The organism is Vibrio sp. R12-SW3-ISO1, assembly GCF_059834005.1.
Map to the genome: position 1 here is coordinate 128,023 of NZ_JCBDGK010000041.1, position 19,099 is coordinate 147,121.

The 19,099-nt window shown below is 49.0% G+C and carries 19 protein-coding genes, 1 riboswitch and 1 other annotated feature; of the genes, 6 read left to right on the forward strand and 13 right to left on the reverse strand.

Annotated features, from left to right (window positions below):
* The first annotated feature begins 13 nt into the window (after positions 1-13).
* Positions 14-823, forward strand: coding sequence for a DUF2927 domain-containing protein (locus AC6R0R_RS12315; protein ID WP_500626899.1), 810 nt, complete (start codon positions 14-16; stop codon positions 821-823).
* Between the two features lie 19 nt (positions 824-842).
* Here AC6R0R_RS12315 and AC6R0R_RS12320 read toward each other — a convergent pair whose 3' ends face one another.
* Both AC6R0R_RS12320 and AC6R0R_RS12325 read right to left on the reverse strand, forming a co-directional pair.
* Positions 843-1,217 carry a DUF2750 domain-containing protein gene (locus AC6R0R_RS12320; RefSeq protein ID WP_334550759.1) on the reverse strand — a complete coding sequence of 125 codons (375 nt, stop codon included), beginning with the start codon at positions 1,215-1,217 and terminating at the stop codon, positions 843-845.
* Positions 1,218-1,290: 73 nt separating this feature from the next.
* A complete protein-coding gene (locus tag AC6R0R_RS12325; protein WP_500626900.1) occupies positions 1,291-2,196 on the reverse strand; it encodes a manganese-dependent inorganic pyrophosphatase in 906 nt (301 codons plus the stop codon).
* Positions 2,197-2,387: 191 nt separating this feature from the next.
* Here AC6R0R_RS12325 and AC6R0R_RS12330 point away from each other — a divergent pair, with 191 nt between their 5' ends.
* Entirely contained in the window at positions 2,388-3,113 is a 726-nt protein-coding gene (locus tag AC6R0R_RS12330; protein WP_500626901.1) for a transporter substrate-binding domain-containing protein, read from the forward strand.
* 162 nt (positions 3,114-3,275) lie between these two features.
* A complete protein-coding gene (locus AC6R0R_RS12335; protein ID WP_500626902.1) occupies positions 3,276-4,481 on the forward strand; it encodes a putative manganese transporter in 1,206 nt (401 codons plus the stop codon).
* Positions 4,482-4,569: 88 nt separating this feature from the next.
* Here the strand turns inward: AC6R0R_RS12335 and hisIE are convergent, their stop codons facing one another.
* The 9 genes from hisIE to AC6R0R_RS12380 all read right to left on the reverse strand — a co-directional run bounded on the left by hisIE (position 4,570) and on the right by AC6R0R_RS12380 (position 13,747).
* Positions 4,570-5,205: a bifunctional phosphoribosyl-AMP cyclohydrolase/phosphoribosyl-ATP diphosphatase HisIE gene (gene hisIE / locus AC6R0R_RS12340; RefSeq protein ID WP_500626903.1), complete on the reverse strand. Its 636-nt coding sequence runs from the start codon at positions 5,203-5,205 to the stop codon at positions 4,570-4,572.
* Positions 5,202-5,975: an imidazole glycerol phosphate synthase subunit HisF gene (gene hisF, locus AC6R0R_RS12345; protein WP_500626904.1), complete on the reverse strand. Its 774-nt coding sequence runs from the start codon at positions 5,973-5,975 to the stop codon at positions 5,202-5,204. The genes hisIE and hisF overlap by 4 nt, the downstream gene beginning before the upstream one ends.
* On the reverse strand, positions 5,957-6,694 hold the full coding sequence (gene hisA / locus AC6R0R_RS12350) for a 1-(5-phosphoribosyl)-5-[(5-phosphoribosylamino)methylideneamino]imidazole-4-carboxamide isomerase (protein ID WP_500626905.1): 738 nt from the start codon (positions 6,692-6,694) through the stop codon (positions 5,957-5,959). Before hisA ends, hisF begins: the two co-directional genes overlap by 19 nt.
* A 13-nt stretch (positions 6,695-6,707) precedes the next feature.
* A complete protein-coding gene (hisH, locus tag AC6R0R_RS12355) occupies positions 6,708-7,322 on the reverse strand; it encodes an imidazole glycerol phosphate synthase subunit HisH (protein ID WP_500626906.1) in 615 nt (204 codons plus the stop codon).
* An 11-nt stretch (positions 7,323-7,333) separates the two neighbouring features.
* Entirely contained in the window at positions 7,334-8,407 is a 1,074-nt protein-coding gene (gene hisB, locus AC6R0R_RS12360; protein WP_500626907.1) for a bifunctional histidinol-phosphatase/imidazoleglycerol-phosphate dehydratase HisB, read from the reverse strand.
* An 88-nt stretch (positions 8,408-8,495) separates the two neighbouring features.
* Positions 8,496-9,557: a histidinol-phosphate transaminase gene (gene hisC, locus AC6R0R_RS12365; RefSeq protein ID WP_500626908.1), complete on the reverse strand. Its 1,062-nt coding sequence runs from the start codon at positions 9,555-9,557 to the stop codon at positions 8,496-8,498.
* Positions 9,558-9,560: 3 nt separating this feature from the next.
* Entirely contained in the window at positions 9,561-10,859 is a 1,299-nt protein-coding gene (hisD, locus tag AC6R0R_RS12370; RefSeq protein ID WP_500626909.1) for a histidinol dehydrogenase, read from the reverse strand.
* A 5-nt stretch (positions 10,860-10,864) separates the two neighbouring features.
* The gene (hisG, locus tag AC6R0R_RS12375) at positions 10,865-11,761 is read right to left on the reverse strand and encodes an ATP phosphoribosyltransferase (RefSeq protein WP_334550773.1); all 897 of its coding nucleotides are present in this window, start codon (positions 11,759-11,761) and stop codon (positions 10,865-10,867) included.
* 49 nt (positions 11,762-11,810) lie between these two features.
* Positions 11,811-11,946, reverse strand: a sequence feature (His leader region).
* Between the two features lie 199 nt (positions 11,947-12,145).
* Positions 12,146-13,747 carry a Na+/H+ antiporter NhaC family protein gene (locus AC6R0R_RS12380; protein WP_500626910.1) on the reverse strand — a complete coding sequence of 534 codons (1,602 nt, stop codon included), beginning with the start codon at positions 13,745-13,747 and terminating at the stop codon, positions 12,146-12,148.
* Positions 13,748-13,858: 111 nt separating this feature from the next.
* Positions 13,859-14,040, reverse strand: a riboswitch (Lysine riboswitch).
* A gap of 622 nt (positions 14,041-14,662) precedes the next feature.
* Between AC6R0R_RS12380 and AC6R0R_RS12385 the strand changes: the two genes are divergently transcribed.
* Positions 14,663-15,070, forward strand: coding sequence for an H-NS family histone-like protein (locus AC6R0R_RS12385; RefSeq protein ID WP_334550775.1), 408 nt, complete (start codon positions 14,663-14,665; stop codon positions 15,068-15,070).
* A gap of 50 nt (positions 15,071-15,120) precedes the next feature.
* On the opposite strand, the gene AC6R0R_RS12390 is transcribed toward AC6R0R_RS12385, so the two are convergent.
* Positions 15,121-16,425 carry an inosine/guanosine kinase gene (locus tag AC6R0R_RS12390; RefSeq protein WP_500626911.1) on the reverse strand — a complete coding sequence of 435 codons (1,305 nt, stop codon included), beginning with the start codon at positions 16,423-16,425 and terminating at the stop codon, positions 15,121-15,123.
* 134 nt (positions 16,426-16,559) lie between these two features.
* The gene (locus AC6R0R_RS12395; RefSeq protein ID WP_487902049.1) at positions 16,560-16,832 is read right to left on the reverse strand and encodes a hypothetical protein; all 273 of its coding nucleotides are present in this window, start codon (positions 16,830-16,832) and stop codon (positions 16,560-16,562) included.
* 330 nt (positions 16,833-17,162) lie between these two features.
* On the opposite strand from AC6R0R_RS12395, the gene mnmA reads away from it, so the two are divergent.
* Together mnmA and hflD are read left to right on the forward strand one after the other, a co-directional pair.
* The gene (mnmA, locus tag AC6R0R_RS12400) at positions 17,163-18,284 is read left to right on the forward strand and encodes a tRNA 2-thiouridine(34) synthase MnmA (protein ID WP_487902048.1); all 1,122 of its coding nucleotides are present in this window, start codon (positions 17,163-17,165) and stop codon (positions 18,282-18,284) included.
* Positions 18,285-18,332: 48 nt separating this feature from the next.
* A complete protein-coding gene (hflD, locus tag AC6R0R_RS12405) occupies positions 18,333-18,950 on the forward strand; it encodes a high frequency lysogenization protein HflD (RefSeq protein WP_487902047.1) in 618 nt (205 codons plus the stop codon).
* Positions 18,951-19,099: the final 149 nt, after the last annotated feature.

Below are 19,099 nucleotides of genomic sequence, written 5' to 3' on the forward strand. Positions count from 1 at the left end.
AGGGAAGTCAGCAATGGAACAGCGAATCTATCTATTCAAACGGGGCAAAGCGATTCTACTTAGCCCCTTGCTGCTCTTTGCTCACCTCACCTTCGCCTACCCTAGTCAGACGACCTGGCTTGACCCAACCTTTGTTGAACGCGCTTTTCTCGATGTTGCACTAAAAAACGAATACCGCCCTGGTGACAAGCCACTGACAAAATGGCAGGCGCCGATTCGTATTTGGGTTGATCACCGCGTGGCTGATCATGCGCTTCATGATGAGCTCACCAATGCGCATCTGCGCGACTTATCCGCGATGACTGGCCATGACATTCGGCGCGTTTCACGCCGGGAGGACGCCAACGTGGTGTGGATATTCACCCGTCAAAGTCAGTGGCAAGACGAGATCGCCGACGAAATAGGTCTTTTTGCTCTTGAGCACATCAAGGGGGCCATCTGCAAAGCGAGCTTTAGTTATACGAACAGCAGCGTTATCGACAAAGGGGTCGTCATTATCCCGGTGGATCAAGCGCGCAGTCACGGCAAGCTGCTGGCATGCATCGTCGAAGAGATCACCCAAGTGCTTGGTCTGCCCAATGACGCAGAAAGCGCCTACCCTTCGATTTTTAATGACGAAACGCCTGAAGATCTGCTCTCGCCTCTCGACGTCATTTTATTAAAACTGCTCTACGAAGCTGAGCTACGCCCCGGTATGAGTCGAGAGCAGGCCGCGCCAGTGGTGCGTAGACTGCTGCAACGCTATCAGCAACAAGGCATCTTACGCGATGCGGCCAAGCAGGCAAAAAACAACCAGCTATTTAAGCTGGTTGGTGGCTATTAATCACGTTCATCGGGCACGATTAACCGCGCTTTTTCAGCTCAAATTCAAACTCGTCTGGAAACAGCACGACGCCCTCTTCATTGCTGTCAGGAAAGACAACGACAGAGAGCTCATCTTGCTCAAGTCCGACGGTCCAACGGCTGAACCATTTTGCGGTGGAAATGGATTGCGGCTCGCACTCAGACCACTCACCGGTCGCCCACTCACGCGCAAACTCTTCAGAGGGCCACACAGGCACGCAATCATCATCTTCGGTGTTGAGCATCACGCAGCCATGCTCATCGGTTAAGATCCACACTTTGCGCTCTTTTGCGATCGCATTTAAACAGTAATTAAAACGCTCATCCGGACGCATCTTGTTAATGCTTGTCTTTTGCTCTTCACTGAGTGACATGTTACCCCCTTAAACAAAGAAAAAAGCGCTCACAGGCGACCCTGTAAGCGCTTGAAAATGATCACTGTTTGGATTACGCCAACTCAGTTTGTAGCCAAGGCCAGCCTTGCTTCTTACGGCTCAGCGTGTTTTCCATCATCAGCATGCCATCTTTCTCATGCTTAACCAGCTTCTGCGCCCACTCACCTTTATAGAGTAGACGAGTTTGCGCTGTGGTGATGTCTGTCAGCATCACAGCTGCAAACGCAAGACCTTCTTCATCGCAGCGACGCTCAAGATCCGCTTCCAGCGCATCAATCATACCATCAACTTGCTCTAGGGTTGCAAGCTCAACCTGACCCACCATGACATCACGACCGTTGAATGGGTAACCTTTAAGATCTTTCTCAACCAATTCCGCTGCTGACAGACCTTCAATGTTCGTCTTAGCAATCAGAAGGTCTTTGATGAAGGCATCAATGTCTGCCACATCTGCGATCTTCGCTAGCTCTTCAACCGCGTCTTTGTCTTTTTGCGTACACGTTGGCGAAGCAAAGCCCACAGTGTCAGACAAGATAGCCGACATCATCAACTTGGCAATCTTAGGCGTGATTGTGTGGCCTTCGATTTTAAACATATTGAATAGAACCGTGTTGGTACAGCCTACTGGCCAGATCCACGCTTCCATCGGGTTGATGGTCATCACATCACCTAGACGGTGGTGATCGACGATACCTAGGATTTCTGCGTCTGCCACATCATCAGGTGCCTGTGCGAGATCTGAATAGTCAACCAACCAGATTTTCTCACCGGCCACAGACGTACGAAGCTCTGGCGTCTCTGCACCAGCAACGTCAAGGATGTGTTGAGTTTCACGGTTGATTTCACCTTGGCGGATAGGCATGGCTTGCTCGCCACGTGCTTTCAGCAGTTCAGTTGCCACCAAAGCACTACAAATACTATCACTATCAGGGTTCTTGTGACCTACGACTAGAATCATCTTATTTCCTATACGACTATTACGAGCCCGATCTGGGCGATTACTCACGAAGCCCGATACTTTACCTGATTTTGAGAATTTGTCATCGCCTAACGGTGCCAAAAGCGCCAATTAACCCCTATCGGGTGTTTTGGCTGTCGGGCAAAAGGTGTCTACACTCAAAAGACAATAATCATAAATGAGTCAACGCCATGCGTTTTTGTTTTTATGCTCTGCCGCTGCTTCTCCTTAGCACAGCGCTTTGGGCCAGCCCTCCCGTGATACGCGCCACTCAAGCGCAGTGGCCTCCCTATGTGTTTGAACGGGTCAACTCCGGGCTAGCGATAGAGATTGTTCAAGAAGCGTTTGCCACGCAGGGCTATGACATCGATTTGGAAATTTTGCCTTGGCTGCGCTCACTTAAAGAAGTGCGAAACAGTAAAAAAGATATGCTGGTGTCGCTTTGGTGGTCTGACGATCGCACCCAAGAGCTAGAATTTAGCGTGCCCTATTTGATGGTCCACCTAAAGTTCATTGTGCTAAAAGAAAACGCCTTTGAGTACCAAGACTTCACCTCGTTAGAAGGCATGACGGTCGGCATTATTGAAGATTATGGCTATGGAGAGCGCTTTAATGAATCCACCTACTTTACTCGGGTCGTCGCGAGCGATCTCGCCACCAATCTTCGAAAACTGCGCGCAAAACGCGTTGACGCCATCATCGCCGATGAGCGAGCCGCCATTCATACCATGAAGGAAATCGGTTTAGACTCAGACCACTTTTACTTTGTCGATAAAAGCTTGATGATAAAACCCGTGCATCTCGCCATCGCCAAAGATCATCCCGAAAAAAACACCCTAATGGTCCGTTTTATGATAGGGCTCCACCAGCTAAAACAGAGCGGACGCTATGATGAACTCGTGATGAAGTACCGATAGCCTTCGTGCTCTTGCAACCATCAGCGCTTACCACTTGTCAAGTAAGGGGTTTAAACGGGCTCGTTTTAGCCATTGAATCGATAGGTGAAATCGACTTAAATGCATTTGCAAATCATTATCATTTTCATATAATCAAGGAAATGCTTTACGATGGTTTGCACTATGAATCACTTCGATGCCCAAACTGCCACGCTTGACTCGCTGCAATTTAGACCCGCTTACAAACGCTTGCTGCTACCAGTAGGGCTATTGGCGCTGTTATTAAACGACTCAACACGCGCGCTCACGGTTTCAACCCTCTCTGATGCCTTCTGGGCCGTGTCTTGCTACGTGGCAATGACGCTTGCTCTCTACCACTCGATTGCGAAGATCACTCGTTCGGACAACCGAATCGTGGCGCTGTATCAGCACTCGCGCCACTACCAAGTGATTTTTGCCGCTCTGCTCGGCGCGCTGCCAGGTTGCGGTGGCGCGATTGTCGTGACCACTCAATTTGTTAGTGGCCGGGTCGGATTTGGCGCCATCGTCGCTGTGCTGACCGCCACCATGGGTGATGCGGCCTTTCTGCTCCTCGCCAGCCAGCCAAATGTGGGATTGGGTGTGATTGCACTGGGTGTTGTCGTGGGTATTGTCAGTGGCTTGGTGGTTAACGCAATTCACAAAGACGACTTTTTGCGTCCCGCACTCAAGCAAGCCCTAACGTTACAGACGCTGCAACACGCAGCCAATAAAGAGACGAGTAAAGCGATTGAAATTCAAGCCATCAATCTGCAAGGGACATTCTGGAAGTGGCTGCTGATCCCCACCGCTCTTGTCGCCATACTCGGTTCCTTTCAAGTTGATGTGAATCAGTGGTTAAACGTGCCTGACATGACCATGGAGTGGCTTGGGACGGGTTTGATTGTCATTAGTATGCTGCTGTGGTCTCTAACTCGTGAGATCAAAGACTATGAGTCAACGGTGGCGGAAGATTGCAAAATCGTCTCGTCACACCCGATTCAAAAAGCCGCGCAAGATACCAACTTTGTGACTGCCTGGGTGATTGTCGCCTTCCTCGCCTTTGAGCTCATCCAACAGGCTGCGCATATCGATATCAGTGACAGTGTCGCTCAACTTGGGGTTTGGATGCCTCTAATGGGGGTTGCTGTGGGTCTGCTTCCCGGGTGCGGGCCGCAAATTTTGGTGACCAGTTTGTATATCTCTGGTGCGGCGCCCCTATCGGCACAATTGGCGAATGCCATCTCTAACGATGGCGATGCCTTGTTCCCGGCGATTGCACTGGCGCCAAAAGCCGCCTTAGTCGCGACCGTCTATTCAGCCTTACCGGCGTTACTGGTCGGTTACGGCTACTTCTTTTTGTTCGAATAGACGCTCAAAAAAAACGCTCTCGGTATCGCCGAGAGCGTTTTTCTGTCAGCAAGCGATGTCATGCACCACTCATTCATCAATAATCATGTTACTTATGACGCTCTTTAAGCTTATTGATCACATCGTTCATCGATAGACCTTGGTCTTGAAGCAATACCATCAAGTGGTAGATCAAATCGGCCGATTCACACACTAGCTCCGCCTTGTCGCCCGACGTCGCCGCAAGCGCGACTTCAACGCCCTCTTCGCCCACTTTCTGCGAAATACGTTTGGTGCCACGGGCATAAAGGCTGGCAGTATAGGAAGAGTCTGGGTCGGCACTCTTGCGGGCAGCCAATAGCTGCTCAAGTTGATGAAGCCACACCATTTGCGACTCTTCTTGCTTGTCAGCGTCCCAGCACGTCGTGGTACCTGTGTGGCACGTCGGTCCGATAGGCTCCACTTTGACCAACAAGGTATCGTTGTCGCAATCAAGCGCCATGTTTTTCAGTTGAAGCACATTCCCTGAGGTCTCACCTTTCGTCCACAGGCGTGATTTCGTACGTGAAAAGAAGGTCACGTGTCCTGTCTGCGCGGTTTTCTCTAGCGCATCTTGATTCATGTAGCCCATCATCAGCACTTGGCTCGATTGGAAGTCTTGAACAATCGCAGGCACTAAGCCATCCACTTTGTCCCAATCGATACGCTCAGCAAGTGCGCTCACTTGCCCGCTCGCAAAACTCATACTCGTACCTCTACGCCTTGTTGTTTCAGGTAGTGTTTTAACTCACCAATATTGATGATTTGCTTATGGAAAACGGAAGCCGCTAGTGCACCATCGACGTTAGCTTGATGGTAAGCGTCTGCAAAGTGGACCATTTCACCGGCTCCACCGGAAGCAATCAGTGGTACTTTGCACACTTCACGCACCATGTTGAGCTGCTCGATGTCGTAGCCGTTGCGCACGCCATCTTGATTCATCATGTTAAGGACAATCTCACCGGCGCCTCGTTTTTGAACTTCTTGTACCCAGTCGCGTGTTTCCCACTGTGTCGCTTTGGTACGTTGTTCGTCACCAGTGAACTGGTACACCTGGTATTGGCCTGTCTCTTTATCGTAATAAGAGTCAATGCCTACCACGATGCACTGCACACCAAATTTATCCGCAAGATCGGTAATCAGCTGTGGATTGGCTAAGGCCGGCGAATTAATCGACACTTTATCAGCACCGAACTCGAGAATCCGCGCCGCATCTTCAGCCGATTTGATACCACCAGCCACACAAAAAGGAATGTCAATGACCTCAGCAACCCGGGCTACCCAGCTCTTGTCGACCACGCGGCCATCACTGGATGCGGTAATATCGTAAAACACTAACTCGTCCGCGCCTTCTTCAGCGTAACGCTGCGCGAGGGGCACGATGTCACCGATAATTTCATGGTTGCGAAACTGAACCCCTTTCACCACCTGACCATCTCGAACGTCGAGACAGGGAATTATTCGCTTTGCCAACATGCAAACGCCTCCTCTGTAGTAAATTTGCCATCGAGTAACGCACGACCAACAATCACGCCAGACACACCGCTACCTTTGAGCGCCTCGATGTCAGCCAGCGACCCAATGCCCCCTGACGATTGAAATTGCACTTGCGGGTACTGCTTGCATAGGTCGACATAAAGCTCAACGTTAGAGCCCGTCAACGTACCATCACGTGAGATGTCCGTGCATAAAACATGCTGTAATCCGACGGTTAGATAATCGTCAATTAAGGCTTCAATCGTCACGCCTGAATCTTCTTGCCAGCCGGAGATCGCCACCTTGCGTACACCTTGATCATCGATATTGATGTCGAGCGCTAAGACAATTCTCTCCGCACCGTATTTTTCCATCCAACCTTTGACCAGTTCTGGTTGCTTCACCGCTGTGGAACCAACCACGACGCGCTCGGCGCCGGCTTCAAGTAAATCCACCACGTCTTGCTCACTGCGCACGCCGCCGCCAATTTGAATTTTTGCAGGGGTACTGGCTAACAGTTTGGCAATCAGGTCTAACTGACGCGCACTGGTGTCTTTCGCACCAGTCAAATCGACCAGGTGCAGCCAGTTGGCGCCAGCTTGGTGATACAGATTAAACTGCTCAGCTGGATCCACTTTGTATTCGGTCACTTGGCCGTAATCGCCCTGATAAAGACGAACGACCTGACCTTCTATTAAATCGAGTGCTGGAATAATCACGAAGGTTATGTCCCTATAATGCTAAAAAGTTTTCAATCAGTTTTGAGCCGGCTTTCGATGAGCGCTCTGGGTGAAATTGCACCCCGTAGTAATTGCCACTTTGCACCGCAGCGGTAAAGGGTTGGCCATACTCACACTGAGCGATGGTGTAGTCGCCGACAGGCATCGCAAAGCTATGGACGAAATAGAAATACTCGCCCTCTTCAATCCCCTTAAACAGTGGGTGATCTGGGGTGGCCGATACCGTATTCCACCCCATGTGCGGGAGCGGAAGATCACCCGTCTCCATCAAGCGCACTTCGCCATCACAAAGACCGAGACACTCAACCGCATTTTCGCCTTGCGTGCCTTTCTCTTGGGAGAGTTTGCCAAGCAGTTGCATACCTAAACAGATACCAAGCAGTGGCTTTTCGACCCGTTTCACCAAATCAATCAAATCACGCTCAGCAAGGTTTTTCATTGCTTCGCTTGCCGTGCCAACACCGGGTAAGAACAGCTTATCCGCAGTGAGCACCACATCAGGATCTTTTGAAATCGTCACGGATTGACCTAGGCGCTCAATAGCGAACTTGACCGATGAGACGTTGGCACAGCCAGTGTCGATGATAACGACGTTTTGCTTTGTCATAGTCTCTCTCCTTACAACACGCCTTTACTGCTCGGCAGTTCATTGCCTTCCACTTTAATAGCTTGACGTAAAGTGCGACCAAACGACTTAAACAAGCTTTCGATGATGTGGTGATCATTATCGCCTGCTGAAGAGAGGTGCAAGGTACACGCCAATGTGTCGGTCAATGAGCGGAAGAAGTGCACCACCATTTCAGTGGATAAATCGCCGACCTGATCGCGGCTAAACTTGGCATCAAACTTCAAGTAAGGTCGGCCAGAGAGATCCAACGCGCACTGAGCAAGACACTCATCCATCGGCAAGCTGAAACCAAAGCGGCCAATCCCACGTTTATCGCCCAACGCTTCTTTTAGTGCTTGGCCCAACGCAAGTGCGGTATCCTCGATGGTGTGGTGATCGTCGATGTGCAGATCGCCTTCCACCTGACATACCATTTGGAAGCCGCCGTGCGTCGCAATTTGGTCTAGCATGTGGTCAAAAAAGCCAAGACCAGTGCTGATGGCGTTGCCACCTTGCTCATCGAGATTAACCTTCACTTTGATGTCGGTTTCTTTGGTGGTTCTCACCACTTCAGCAACGCGAGCATTCACGGTGAGCTCTTTTAATATTGTCGGCCACCCCATGGTTTCTGGGTGGTATTGGATGCCGCGAATCGCCATGTTTTCCGCCAGTTGAAGGTCGGTCGCGCGATCGCCAATGACCACAGAGTGCTTGAAATCCACTTTGCCGCCTTGAAGGTACTCTTTGACCATACCCAATTTCGGTTTACGGCACGAACAGTTGTCCTCTTCAAAGTGAGGACAAATCAATACATCATCAAACTTCACACCCTGAGAGGAGAAGATTTCCATCATCATGTCGTGCGGCGCATCGAAATCCGCTTGCGGATAGCTGTCTGTGCCTAGGCCATCTTGGTTTGTGACCATCACCAAGCGATACCCTGCGTCTTGCAGCGCAAGCAGGCTTGGGATCACAAACGGCTCTAGCTTGAGTTTGTCTAAACGATCGACTTGAAAATCAACCGGCGGTTCGACGATTAAGGTGCCGTCTCGGTCAATGAAAAGAATTTTTTGTTGTGTGCTCACTCGAACTTCCTTATCTCAATCTCAAAGGCGCCCGCCACAGCCAGCGCCCATTTGTTTCTTTACTGCGTGTCATCACGCGCTATAGTGCTTACGGATTAATAGCACTTGCGGATAAATAGTAGTTGCGGATAAAACCGAGTGTTTTCTCGCACTCATCTCGACTACCAATACTGATGCGGACACAATCCTCAATTGGCGAATTGCGCAAAATAATGCCAGTTTCCCACGCGACTTTAAACAGTGCATCACCATCAGGGAACTTCACCAATAGATAGTTGCCCCACCCTTCGAACACCGTTAAACCGGCAATGGTCGACAGGCCCGCTTGCAAATACGCGCGGTTGGCGTTGAGGTCCAGCACTTGGAACTTGGCTCTAGCAAGCCCTGCCTCTGAGAGGGCTTGGGTGGCAATATCCGCCACTGGCACAGGCACTGGGTATGGCGCGATCACTTTCAGCAAGACGTTGATCAACGCCTCATTCGCCAAGGTAAAGCCACAGCGCAGACCGGCAAGGGCAAACGCCTTGGACAAAGTGCGCAAAATAGCCAAATTGGGGTACTGAGCCAGTAAATCGACCGTCGATGCTTCTGGACAAAAATCGATGTAAGCTTCATCCATCACAACGATAGCGCGGTCTTGGGTCATCTCAAGCAGTCGGACGATGTCTTCACGCTTAACCAAATTACCGGTTGGATTGTTAGGGCTGCAAACAAAGACCAGTTTTACCTTGTCTAGATTGGCTTCAATGGCGCTGAGATCCAGTTGCCAATCTTGGGTCAACGGCACCACTTTTTTCTCCACACCAATGGTTTCCGCTGAAATAGCGTACATTCCGTAGGTAGGTGGACAATATAAAATGGCGTCTTCACCCGGCTCACAAAATGCGCGAATCAAAAGCTCAATACCCTCATCCGCACCGCGCGAGGTGAGCGTTTGTTCAGGTTTCACGCCCGCGTAAGCGGCGTAAGCGTTAATCAACTCAGCAGGTTGACACTCACTGTAGCGATTCAGGCGGGCGAAATCCGTTTTGTATTCATTGTTGAACGGCGACTCGTTAGCATTGAGCCACACATCGCCACTGCCGCCAATGCGACGTGCTGACAGGTAAGGCGTCAGTTGCTGAACTTGTTTGCGTGCTAGCTTTTCCATCTCTTACCCTTGCTTCTGAGCCAATTTTTCAACACGAATGGTTACGGCGCGTTTGTGCGCATCCAGTCCTTCTGCTTCCGCCATGGTCACGACGGTCGGCGCAAGATTTTTAATCCCTTCCTCTGAGAGCTCTTGCACCGTCATACGCTTGGAGAAATCCGCCAAGCCTAGGCTTGAATAGGTGCGAGTGTAACCATAGGTAGGCAGAACGTGGTTGGTGCCCGACGCATAGTCGCCCGCTGACTCAGGAGACCAATCACCAAGGAAAATCGACCCTGCGTTATCAAGAAGGGGTAGCAGCTCACGTGGGTTCTTGGTCTGTACGATCAAGTGCTCTGGGCCATAGTAGTTCGAAATAGAAACCGCCTGAGTGATGGAATCAGAAATGATGATCAAACTCGACGCCAGTGCTTTTTCTGCAATAGAAGCGCGAGACAGTACTTTGAGCTGACGCTGAACGGCATCCGTCACTTGATCGGCAATCACTGGCGATGGCGTGACCAGCACCACTTGTGAGTCTGGGCCGTGCTCAGCTTGGCTCAAGAGATCCGCAGCAATGAAATCTGGGTCGGCGGTCTCATCAGCGATCACTAACACCTCAGAAGGGCCCGCTGGCATGTCGATCGCGGCACCGCGAAAATCGTTGCTCACTTGGCGCTTAGCTTCTGTGACGTACGCATTACCTGGGCCGAAAATCTTGTCCACTTTCGCCACGGTTTCTGTTCCGTAAGCCATCGCAGCAATCGCTTGACCACCACCAACATTGTAAACTTCATCGATACCACACAGCTTCGCCACGTAGAGGATTTCATCTGCGATCGGTGGTGGTGAGCAGAGTACCACTTTACGACAACCCGCAATCTTAGCCGGTACGCCGAGCATTAATACGGTCGATGGCAGTGGCGCACTGCCACCTGGGATATAAAGACCGACTTTCTGAATCGCTCGAGTCACTTGTTCACACACAACACCAGGTTGCGTTTCAACTTTAATAGGCTGTGGCTTTTGGGCTTTGTGAAACTTAGCGATATTGGCGTACGCTTGCTCAAGCGCTTGCTTCATGGTTTCGCTTAAGCGCTCTGACGCCGCCTCAATCTCTTGAGTTGAGACTCGAATCGACTCTGGTTTGACGCGATCATACTTTTCCGTCAACGCCAATAGAGCAGCATCGCCTTGCGTTTTTACTTGTGCGATAACCTCAGACACCGCAGCGGTAATATTCGCCCCTTCGGTAATGGCAGGGCGCTCTAAAATGGAGTCTTGTTGAGATTCACTCAATGATTGCCAAACAACTGTTCTCATCGCCCTTACTCCATCATTTTCTCAATTGGCAGTACTAGGATTGAGCTAGCACCAAGCTCTTTGAGTTGTTCCATGGTTTCCCAGAACAAGTTTTCGGTACTAACAAGGTGAACGGCCACTTTTTGTTTATCAGCAGAGAGCGGCAAAACGGTTGGATCTTCTGCGCCAGGAAGGAGCGATTTGATCTGCTCAAGTTTGTCTGCTGGGGCGTGCAGCATGATGTATTTCGACTCTTTCGCTTGCTGAACGCCTTGCATACGAGTCAATAGCTTATCAATCAGTTCGGTTTTATCTTGTGCGAACTCACCTTTGCGCTGAATAAGGGTCGCTTTTGATTGGAAGATGACTTCCGCTTCTTTTAAGCCGTTCGCTTCTAAAGTAGCGCCGGTAGACACTAGGTCGGCGATGGCATCAGCAAGGCCAGCACGTGGCGCGACTTCAACAGAACCGGTCAGCATACAGGTTGAGAACGGTACGCCTTGCTCATCCATGTAGGCTTTTAACAATTGTGGATAGGTGGTAGCGATACGCTTACCGGCCAAATCTTGCGGGCCGTTGTACTCTTCATCCTTATCAATCGCGATAGAAAGACGGCAGCCACCAAAATCGAGACGACGCAATGTCACAAACTCACTAGGCTCACCCAATGCTTTGCGGTCTAGGCGGACTTCTTCCAATTCGTTTTCGCCAATGAAACCAAGATCAACCACACCGTCCATGATCAAACCTGGGATATCGTCGTCACGCACAAGCAGCAAATCGATTGGCATGTTCTCTGAGTGAACCACCAGTTTTTCACCCATGACGTTAAATTTCACACCGCACTTTTTCAGCAGTGCTTGGCTCTCTTTACTTAGACGACCTTTTTTCTGAATGGCGATTCTTAGGCGTTGTGTTTGCATGACTCTTGTATCCCTGTGTTCGAAATCTTTCAAAACGTTAGACTTAAAAACTAAAAAACCCTCGGAAGGTTTGTCTCCCGAGGGTCATAAATCATTATATTTGCGATTTTTACCTCCGGGAGTTTCCTATCTCCCGGGTATGCGCACATCTCCCGAAAGACTAGATTGGGTGATGGTGATGATGAATGTTCATTACAAAATTGCGCATACTGAAAAAGCTCTCTTAGCTCGCTTGGTTGATACCCACACTAACCAAGCTCAGGGATCTTTTCAACCTTTAATTTCAACTTTTTCTTATTTGTCTAATACAAATAAGAAAGGAGGCCAAAGCCTCCTTAAAATAATCAATAGAATCTGTCAGTTAGATACGAACTGTCTATCGTTTTAGGACGTCGCACAGCTCGCTAGCTTCGACTTAGACATCATTGAAAGCACCGCGCACACGGCCACAAACGCCACGCTGGCGACCGCAAATGAGAGACCGACCGACGCTGTCATACCGAGAGTGATAAAGCCGACACAAGAGATCGCTGCTACAGATAACGCATAAGGTAACTGAGTCGAGACGTGATCAATATGATTACAACGAGCACCCGTCGAAGACAAGATCGTGGTATCCGAAATCGGTGAGCAGTGATCACCAAAGACCGAACCTGCGAGCACCGCACTCAGCATTGGCAACATCAAGGCAATATCTGTTGCTCCAGCCATATCACCCGCAATCGGCAACATGATACCGAATGTACCCCAAGAGGTACCGGTCGAGAACGCCATCAAGCCCGAGAGCAAGAACAGGATAACCGGCAACCAATGTGGGTTGATGCTACCTTGCGCCAGCGTTGACAAGTATTTACCTGTGTTCATGTCACCAATCACGCTACCAATGGTCCACGCGAAGACTAGAATGAGGATCGCACCAAACATTGAGCGCGCACCAATCCACAGTGTACGAGCAATTTCGATGGTCGCAATGCGTTGCTTAACCACCGTAAACAGCGCAGTTGCCAAACCCACAATACCACCGTAGATCAAAGACAAACCCACATCGGTGTTTTCAAAAGCGCCCAGCAGATTAAACGCTTCACCATCCGCTTTAAGCGCCTGACCACCGGTGTAAAGCATGGCCGCGACCGTTGCAATGATTAACAGCACGATAGGCAAAACCAAATCAAGAACGCGTCCGCCTTCGCTTTCACGAATATCCAGCTCTTCATTGAGCTCATGCGCTTCTTTGGTGTCGTTCTCTGCATCTTTGTCAAAGCCACGGCCTTGAGACGCCGCAATTTCATGGCTGCGCATCTTACCGATGTCGAGACCAAACCAAGCCACAGCAAACACCATCAACAGCGCAAATACCGCATAGAAGTTCATCGGAATCAAACGCACGTAAGCGCCCAACGCGGAATACTCTGTGATGCCATGAGAGACTAAGATGCCACCAATGATGGTCATAATATAGGCACCCCAGCTTGATGCGGGCATCAAGACACACATAGGGGCAGCGGTCGAATCGAGAATGTAAGCCAGCTTAGAGCGAGAGACGTAAAAACGGTCCGTGACTGGGCGAGAAATCGCACCCACCGCCAAGCTGTTAAAGTAATCATCGACAAAAATGAACACGCCCAAAAACGCAGCAAGCAGTTTTGAACCGCGCTTACTTTTCACACGAGACTGCGCCCATTCAGCGAACGCGCGAGTGCCGCCTGAGAGCGTCAGCAGTGCTGTCATCATACCGAGCAAAAGCAAGAAGCCAACAATACTCATGTTCCAAGTATTGAGGCCACCGTCTTCTACGAAAACGCCCGATACGGTTGACGCAAGATAACCCGACGCACTCGCAAACGAATAGTCGTTAAGCAATACGGCACCTAAAACGATACCCACACCGAGAGACACAAGAACGCGACGCGTAATGATCGCAAGACTCAACGCCACGAGTGGTGGCAAAAGAGATAAAGGAGATGAGGCAAAATCAATTAAATTCATGATCTTCAAAAACCAGTAATAAATGGTTAGAGATCTACTGCAGATTAGTCAACCGCACGAGGCCGTTGATAATGTTGAACTTAGCGACAGGGAAGTAGACAATTCACCCAACCCTACAGTAGCGCTCCATAGTTTTACACATTATAGACTATGGCAGTGTTAGCCCTTTCGAGACTAACCCCAGCGAGCTCCTTTGATATGGAAGCCCACTTCGGCGAGATAACCTTTCACGCATGCTCATTGGCATCACCCCAACAAACGCTACTATTTTATTCCGCTCCTCTACCGCACAACCAAAATAATCAACCAATGAAACATCAAATTAACAAAGGTTTTGCTGTAGTCATGCATTAGGTGGCGCCATTGTACCCATCTAAAACTGCATTTCAACAATTTGGCTCGTTTTGTTGTCACTTTTATTGCTTAGCGATGGTACAAACGGGAAGCCAACTCTCAATTTGGTGACATTTCACACTGTGCTGACGTACAACGCCCGGGACATTAAAAACTCGGTGTTGACTGCAATACCAAATAGATAGCACTTTCTCGAAGTCGAAATATGTGCTGTGATCGAAATCGTAAAAGAAAACGTATTGAGGTGGTTCATTTGAACTATATCGACATTATAATGCCAACTATTAGGCAAATTCGTTCTCATGCTGATTTCGGCGACTTTTATCTAAACAGTGCCATCAGGATTAGAAACGTTTAATAATAGATATGAAACTCTATTATTAAATCTGAGCGTCAAAACAGGACTTAGCCGAATGATCGCTCCAATAAAGTAAAGAAAGGTAAATTTGGCTGACAGTAACAATAAATTTATCGCATTCTGCTAAGAATGGATTGTAATGTTTAAATATCAGGATTAGTATTTAAGAAATACTCTTAAATAAGATAACAATGAGAGATGTTATGTCTGAACTAACAAAAACACTATTAAATATTCGTAGTCTTCGTGCAGCAGCACGTGAACTGACTCTTGAGCAACTGGAAGACGCCCTAAGCAAATTAACGACAGTCTTTACTGAGCGTAAAGAAGAGGAAGAAGCGCAGCGTGCAGCAGCGGCAGAGCAAGAAGCCAAACTGGCTGCAATTGCTGAGCAAATATCTAAAGAAGGTATCGATATTGATGCCCTTTACTCTGCGCTTGCTGGTGAAACAAAAACCAAAACAAAATCGAAACGTGCACCTCGTCCACCAAAATATAAATACGTGGATGCAAGCGGTGAAACTAAAACTTGGACCGGTCAAGGTCGCACCCCATCTGCTATTCAACAGCAATTGGATGCAGGCAAGAGCCTAGAAGAGTTCCTGATCTAACTTACATCGAAAGTTAGTTCAAAAAAAGCGCCTGTTGGCGCTTTTTTCATTTATCTTTCCCAGTAGGCTTCTTCCAAGCTATCTTCTCGCTCTGGTAAACCTTTCGAAAGACGTGGAGAGTGCTGAACCAATACCTCATAACTGGCACGGTTAGAATACTTACACACTTGTGAAAAAGAAGAGTAAGTTAAAAACGCATGCGCGTGTTTACTCGAGTTGGGCACATTTTCTTTGTGGTATTTATTCGCGGCCATATCGTGCAACAACGCAGACAATGCCGCATCACCGGCACCATTAGTGTTTTTAATTTTCTCCGGACCACCCATGTATGGTGAAATATGAGAATACACTTTGATCGCTTGATCGCAATTATCTTTTAATGCTGGGCGGCTAAATTCATAACGATTGAATTCCGCAATACTACCTGGCAACAAAGGCAATGACGTTTCACGTTTGGCTGCTTCTTCGGTATAACCAGCCATAAACAAGCCAAGTGGCCCAGCAGTACACAGCACCAAATCGACCCACTCCAAGGCTTTGTCTGATGCCGCAAGCGGGTCGCTCTCCCCAGTGAGCGCATGCGCCTCATCTTCATTCATCGCCACAACGGTGACATAATCGCGCAAAAATTGCTGCCAAAACTGCGGATCATCTTGGATGACAAACTTAGTCCCTAGCGTGAGAACGACTGGTACATCGTGCTTTTTCGCGTACTCAATAGCGCGCATGGTCGCTTCTGGCATCGGATCGCCCGCTTTGCAGCGCACCAAATACGCAGTCAGCACCAGTGCAGAGGCATTTTTAAAGATTTTTTCTGGAATGCTCTCTGGTTTAAGCTGGTTCATCTGCCCTTCACTAATGGCAAAAGTGCGCTCCCCGTCTTCGGTGATCAGCGCGAAGCAGCGTCCAATCGCGCCGTCGACGCCTTGCAGATAATTCAAGTCCATTCGACTGGAGGTATTGCACAAATAACGATAGCCGTAACTGCCGATCTTGATGTCCTGACTCATGACACCCAGTAGCGTCGAACGGTCATCCGCCAACACAGAATAGTTGTGCAAGGTATTGCCAATCGTACCACCCGCGTATTCATTGGTGATCAAATCATCGCTCTTTAGTTCGTCGTATAACGCTTCGGCCGTCGCATCATCAATCACCAGTGAGTGTCCCTTACTTAACTGGTATTTTTCGATGAGCGTGCTACACACTTTGGCTTCAATATCCACTAAGGTTTGGTCGATACCAATAATGTGGGTGCGTGACATTTTCTTGCTGTCCTGCGCTTGAGTCACTAAAGGATCGCGAGCATGAACCGGGAAGTAATGTTTGGATTTGCGTTGGCCGGGAAATTTCATAATCAGAGTAAAGTAAGGGATAAAAAGTGGCGCGATTCTACCGCGCCCTTATTGGCGCGGCAACTCCCGCTAGTATAGCAAACGTTTGCTCGCACATTTAACCTAGAGCAACGTCGATAAGGATTAGCGGCGGCTTATTCGCCTTCCATAAAACTCAAATCTGGCAACAAATCCAAGTGCTCGGAATAGCGTTTAAGATTAAACTCACCATCGTTTTTCATCACATCAAAAATTTCGATTGAGACTGCGCAAGCCATCATGGCAATTGCTTCGTCTCTTGCTGTGCCCGTCATCATCAAACGCATTAACGTTTCTTTCACTTTGATGGGGTTGCCATCTTGCAGTTGGTTTTCAATTACTTCAATAAGTTGCGTTTCTTGCAGCAGTTCGTCTTGGTGTTCAGTCATGAGGAGTTCACTTAATAATGAGATAGATGAGCCTAGGACTCTTGAATTTCGTCCACTATGCCACAACTAACCCTGCATTACCCAACGATATCCGAGCTAACTGTCGACGTAATGACCATCAACGCAATCAACCGATATGTTGTGATATTTACGCGAGGTACATTGCCGTGTTTAGCAGATAACTTGGGCTCTATTTGTCAAACTATGGGCTGCATAACAACCTAGCGAGAACAAGCTGAAAAGCATGGGTGTGATTTCGATCTCGGATCTGTCACCGCTACCGGCTTTCTGCTAGAATTTGCATCCAGTTAAATTGAGTGGTGTGACCTAATGTCTGAAAACTGTACTGACAACAGTAAAAAGAAAGTCATCGTCGGTATGTCTGGCGGTGTAGATTCGTCCGTTTCTGCCTACCTGTTAAAGCAACAAGGCTATCAGGTTGAAGGCTTGTTCATGAAGAACTGGGAAGAAGACGACAACGAAGAATACTGTACAGCAGCAGAAGATCTCGCCGACGCGCAAGCGGTGTGTGACAAGTTGGGCATCCACCTGCACACCATTAACTTTGCTGCCGAGTACTGGGATAACGTATTCGAATACTTTTTGGCGGAATACAAAGCGGGCCGCACGCCGAACCCGGATATTCTCTGCAACAAAGAGATCAAATTTAAAGCATTCTTGGAATTCGCCGACGAAGTCCTCGACGCCGACTACATTGCGATGGGTCATTACGTGCGCCGCACCTTCCCTGACAATGGCGAAGCACCTAAGATGCTGCGTGGATTAGATGGCAACAAAGATCAAAGCTACTTCCTTTATACACTAAGCAGTGACCAAGTAGCGCGTAGCCTATTCCCTGTTGGCGAGCTTGAAAAGCCGGAAGTGCGACGCATCGCCGAAGAGCAAGATTTGATCACCGCCAAGAAAAAAGATTCCACCGGCATCTGTTTTATTGGTGAGCGCAAATTTACCGATTTCTTATCTCGCTATCTACCTGCGCAACCCGGTAAAATCGAAACACCGGAAGGCAAAGTGATTGGCGAACACCAAGGTTTGATGTACCACACGCTAGGCCAGCGTAAAGGACTACACATTGGTGGTCAAAAAGGTGGCGGCGGTAATGAAGACCCTTGGTACGTGGCAGACAAAGATCTGAAACGCAATGTGTTAATTGCTGTGCAAGGTGCAGATCACCCACTGCTCAAGTCTGAGGGTTTGGTGGCTTCACAGTTACATTGGGTCGATCGCACACCGATTCGCGAGCCAATCAAATGCACGGTAAAAACCCGCTATCGCCAAACCGACATCCCTTGTACCATCACACCTATCGATGATGAGAACATCAAGGTTACCTTTGATGAGCCTCAGGTGGCGGTGACCCCAGGGCAATCCGCGGTATTTTATGATGGTGATGTGTGCTTGGGTGGCGGCATCATCGAACAGCGTCTGTAATGGACAGTGTGTCTGTAATCAACAGTTTATTGATAGGAGTACGAATCGGTGGCTAATGCACTCTATGACCGCACCATTGCCTTTGCCGGTATTTGCCAGGCTGTCGCTTTGGTTCAACAAGTGGCGAAGAACGGTTACTGCGATAATGACGCGTTCGAAACCTCGTTAAAAGCGGTCTTAAACACCAATCCAAGCAACACAGTGGCGGTGTATGGTCGTGAATCCGATCTTAAACTGGGGCTTGAGTGTTTAGTCAAAGGGATCGATAGCACGCCAGCAGGCAGCGAAATCACACGCTACATCATTAGTCTCATGGCGCTTGAACGTAAACTCAGCGCCCGCCGCGACTCGATGTCTCAGCTTGGCGATCGCATCCAGATGTTGGAGCGCCAACTCGAGCACTTTGACCTACACAGCGAGCAGATGATCAGCAACCTTGCCAGCGTCTACCTGGATGTCATCAGCCCGGTGGGTCCACGTATTCAGGTCACTGGCACACCGTCCGTATTACAGCAGACTAGCAACCAGCACAAAGTGCGTGCTTTATTGCTCTCTGGCATTCGTAGTGCCGTGCTATGGCGTCAAGTGGGCGGCAAACGTCGCCACCTTATTTTTGGACGCAAGAAGATGGTGGAGCAAGCACAAATTTTGCTCGCCAGAATGTAAGATACACCACAGAGAATCTTGGCTCGCCACTCGGCGAGCTTATTTTTTCTCTGTCGGATAAGAATCGCGCAAACGTTTGCGCAATATTCGTGACAATTGCCACAGTTATTGGTATAAAGCTCACCAGATTTAAAACCCAATTCAGGAGA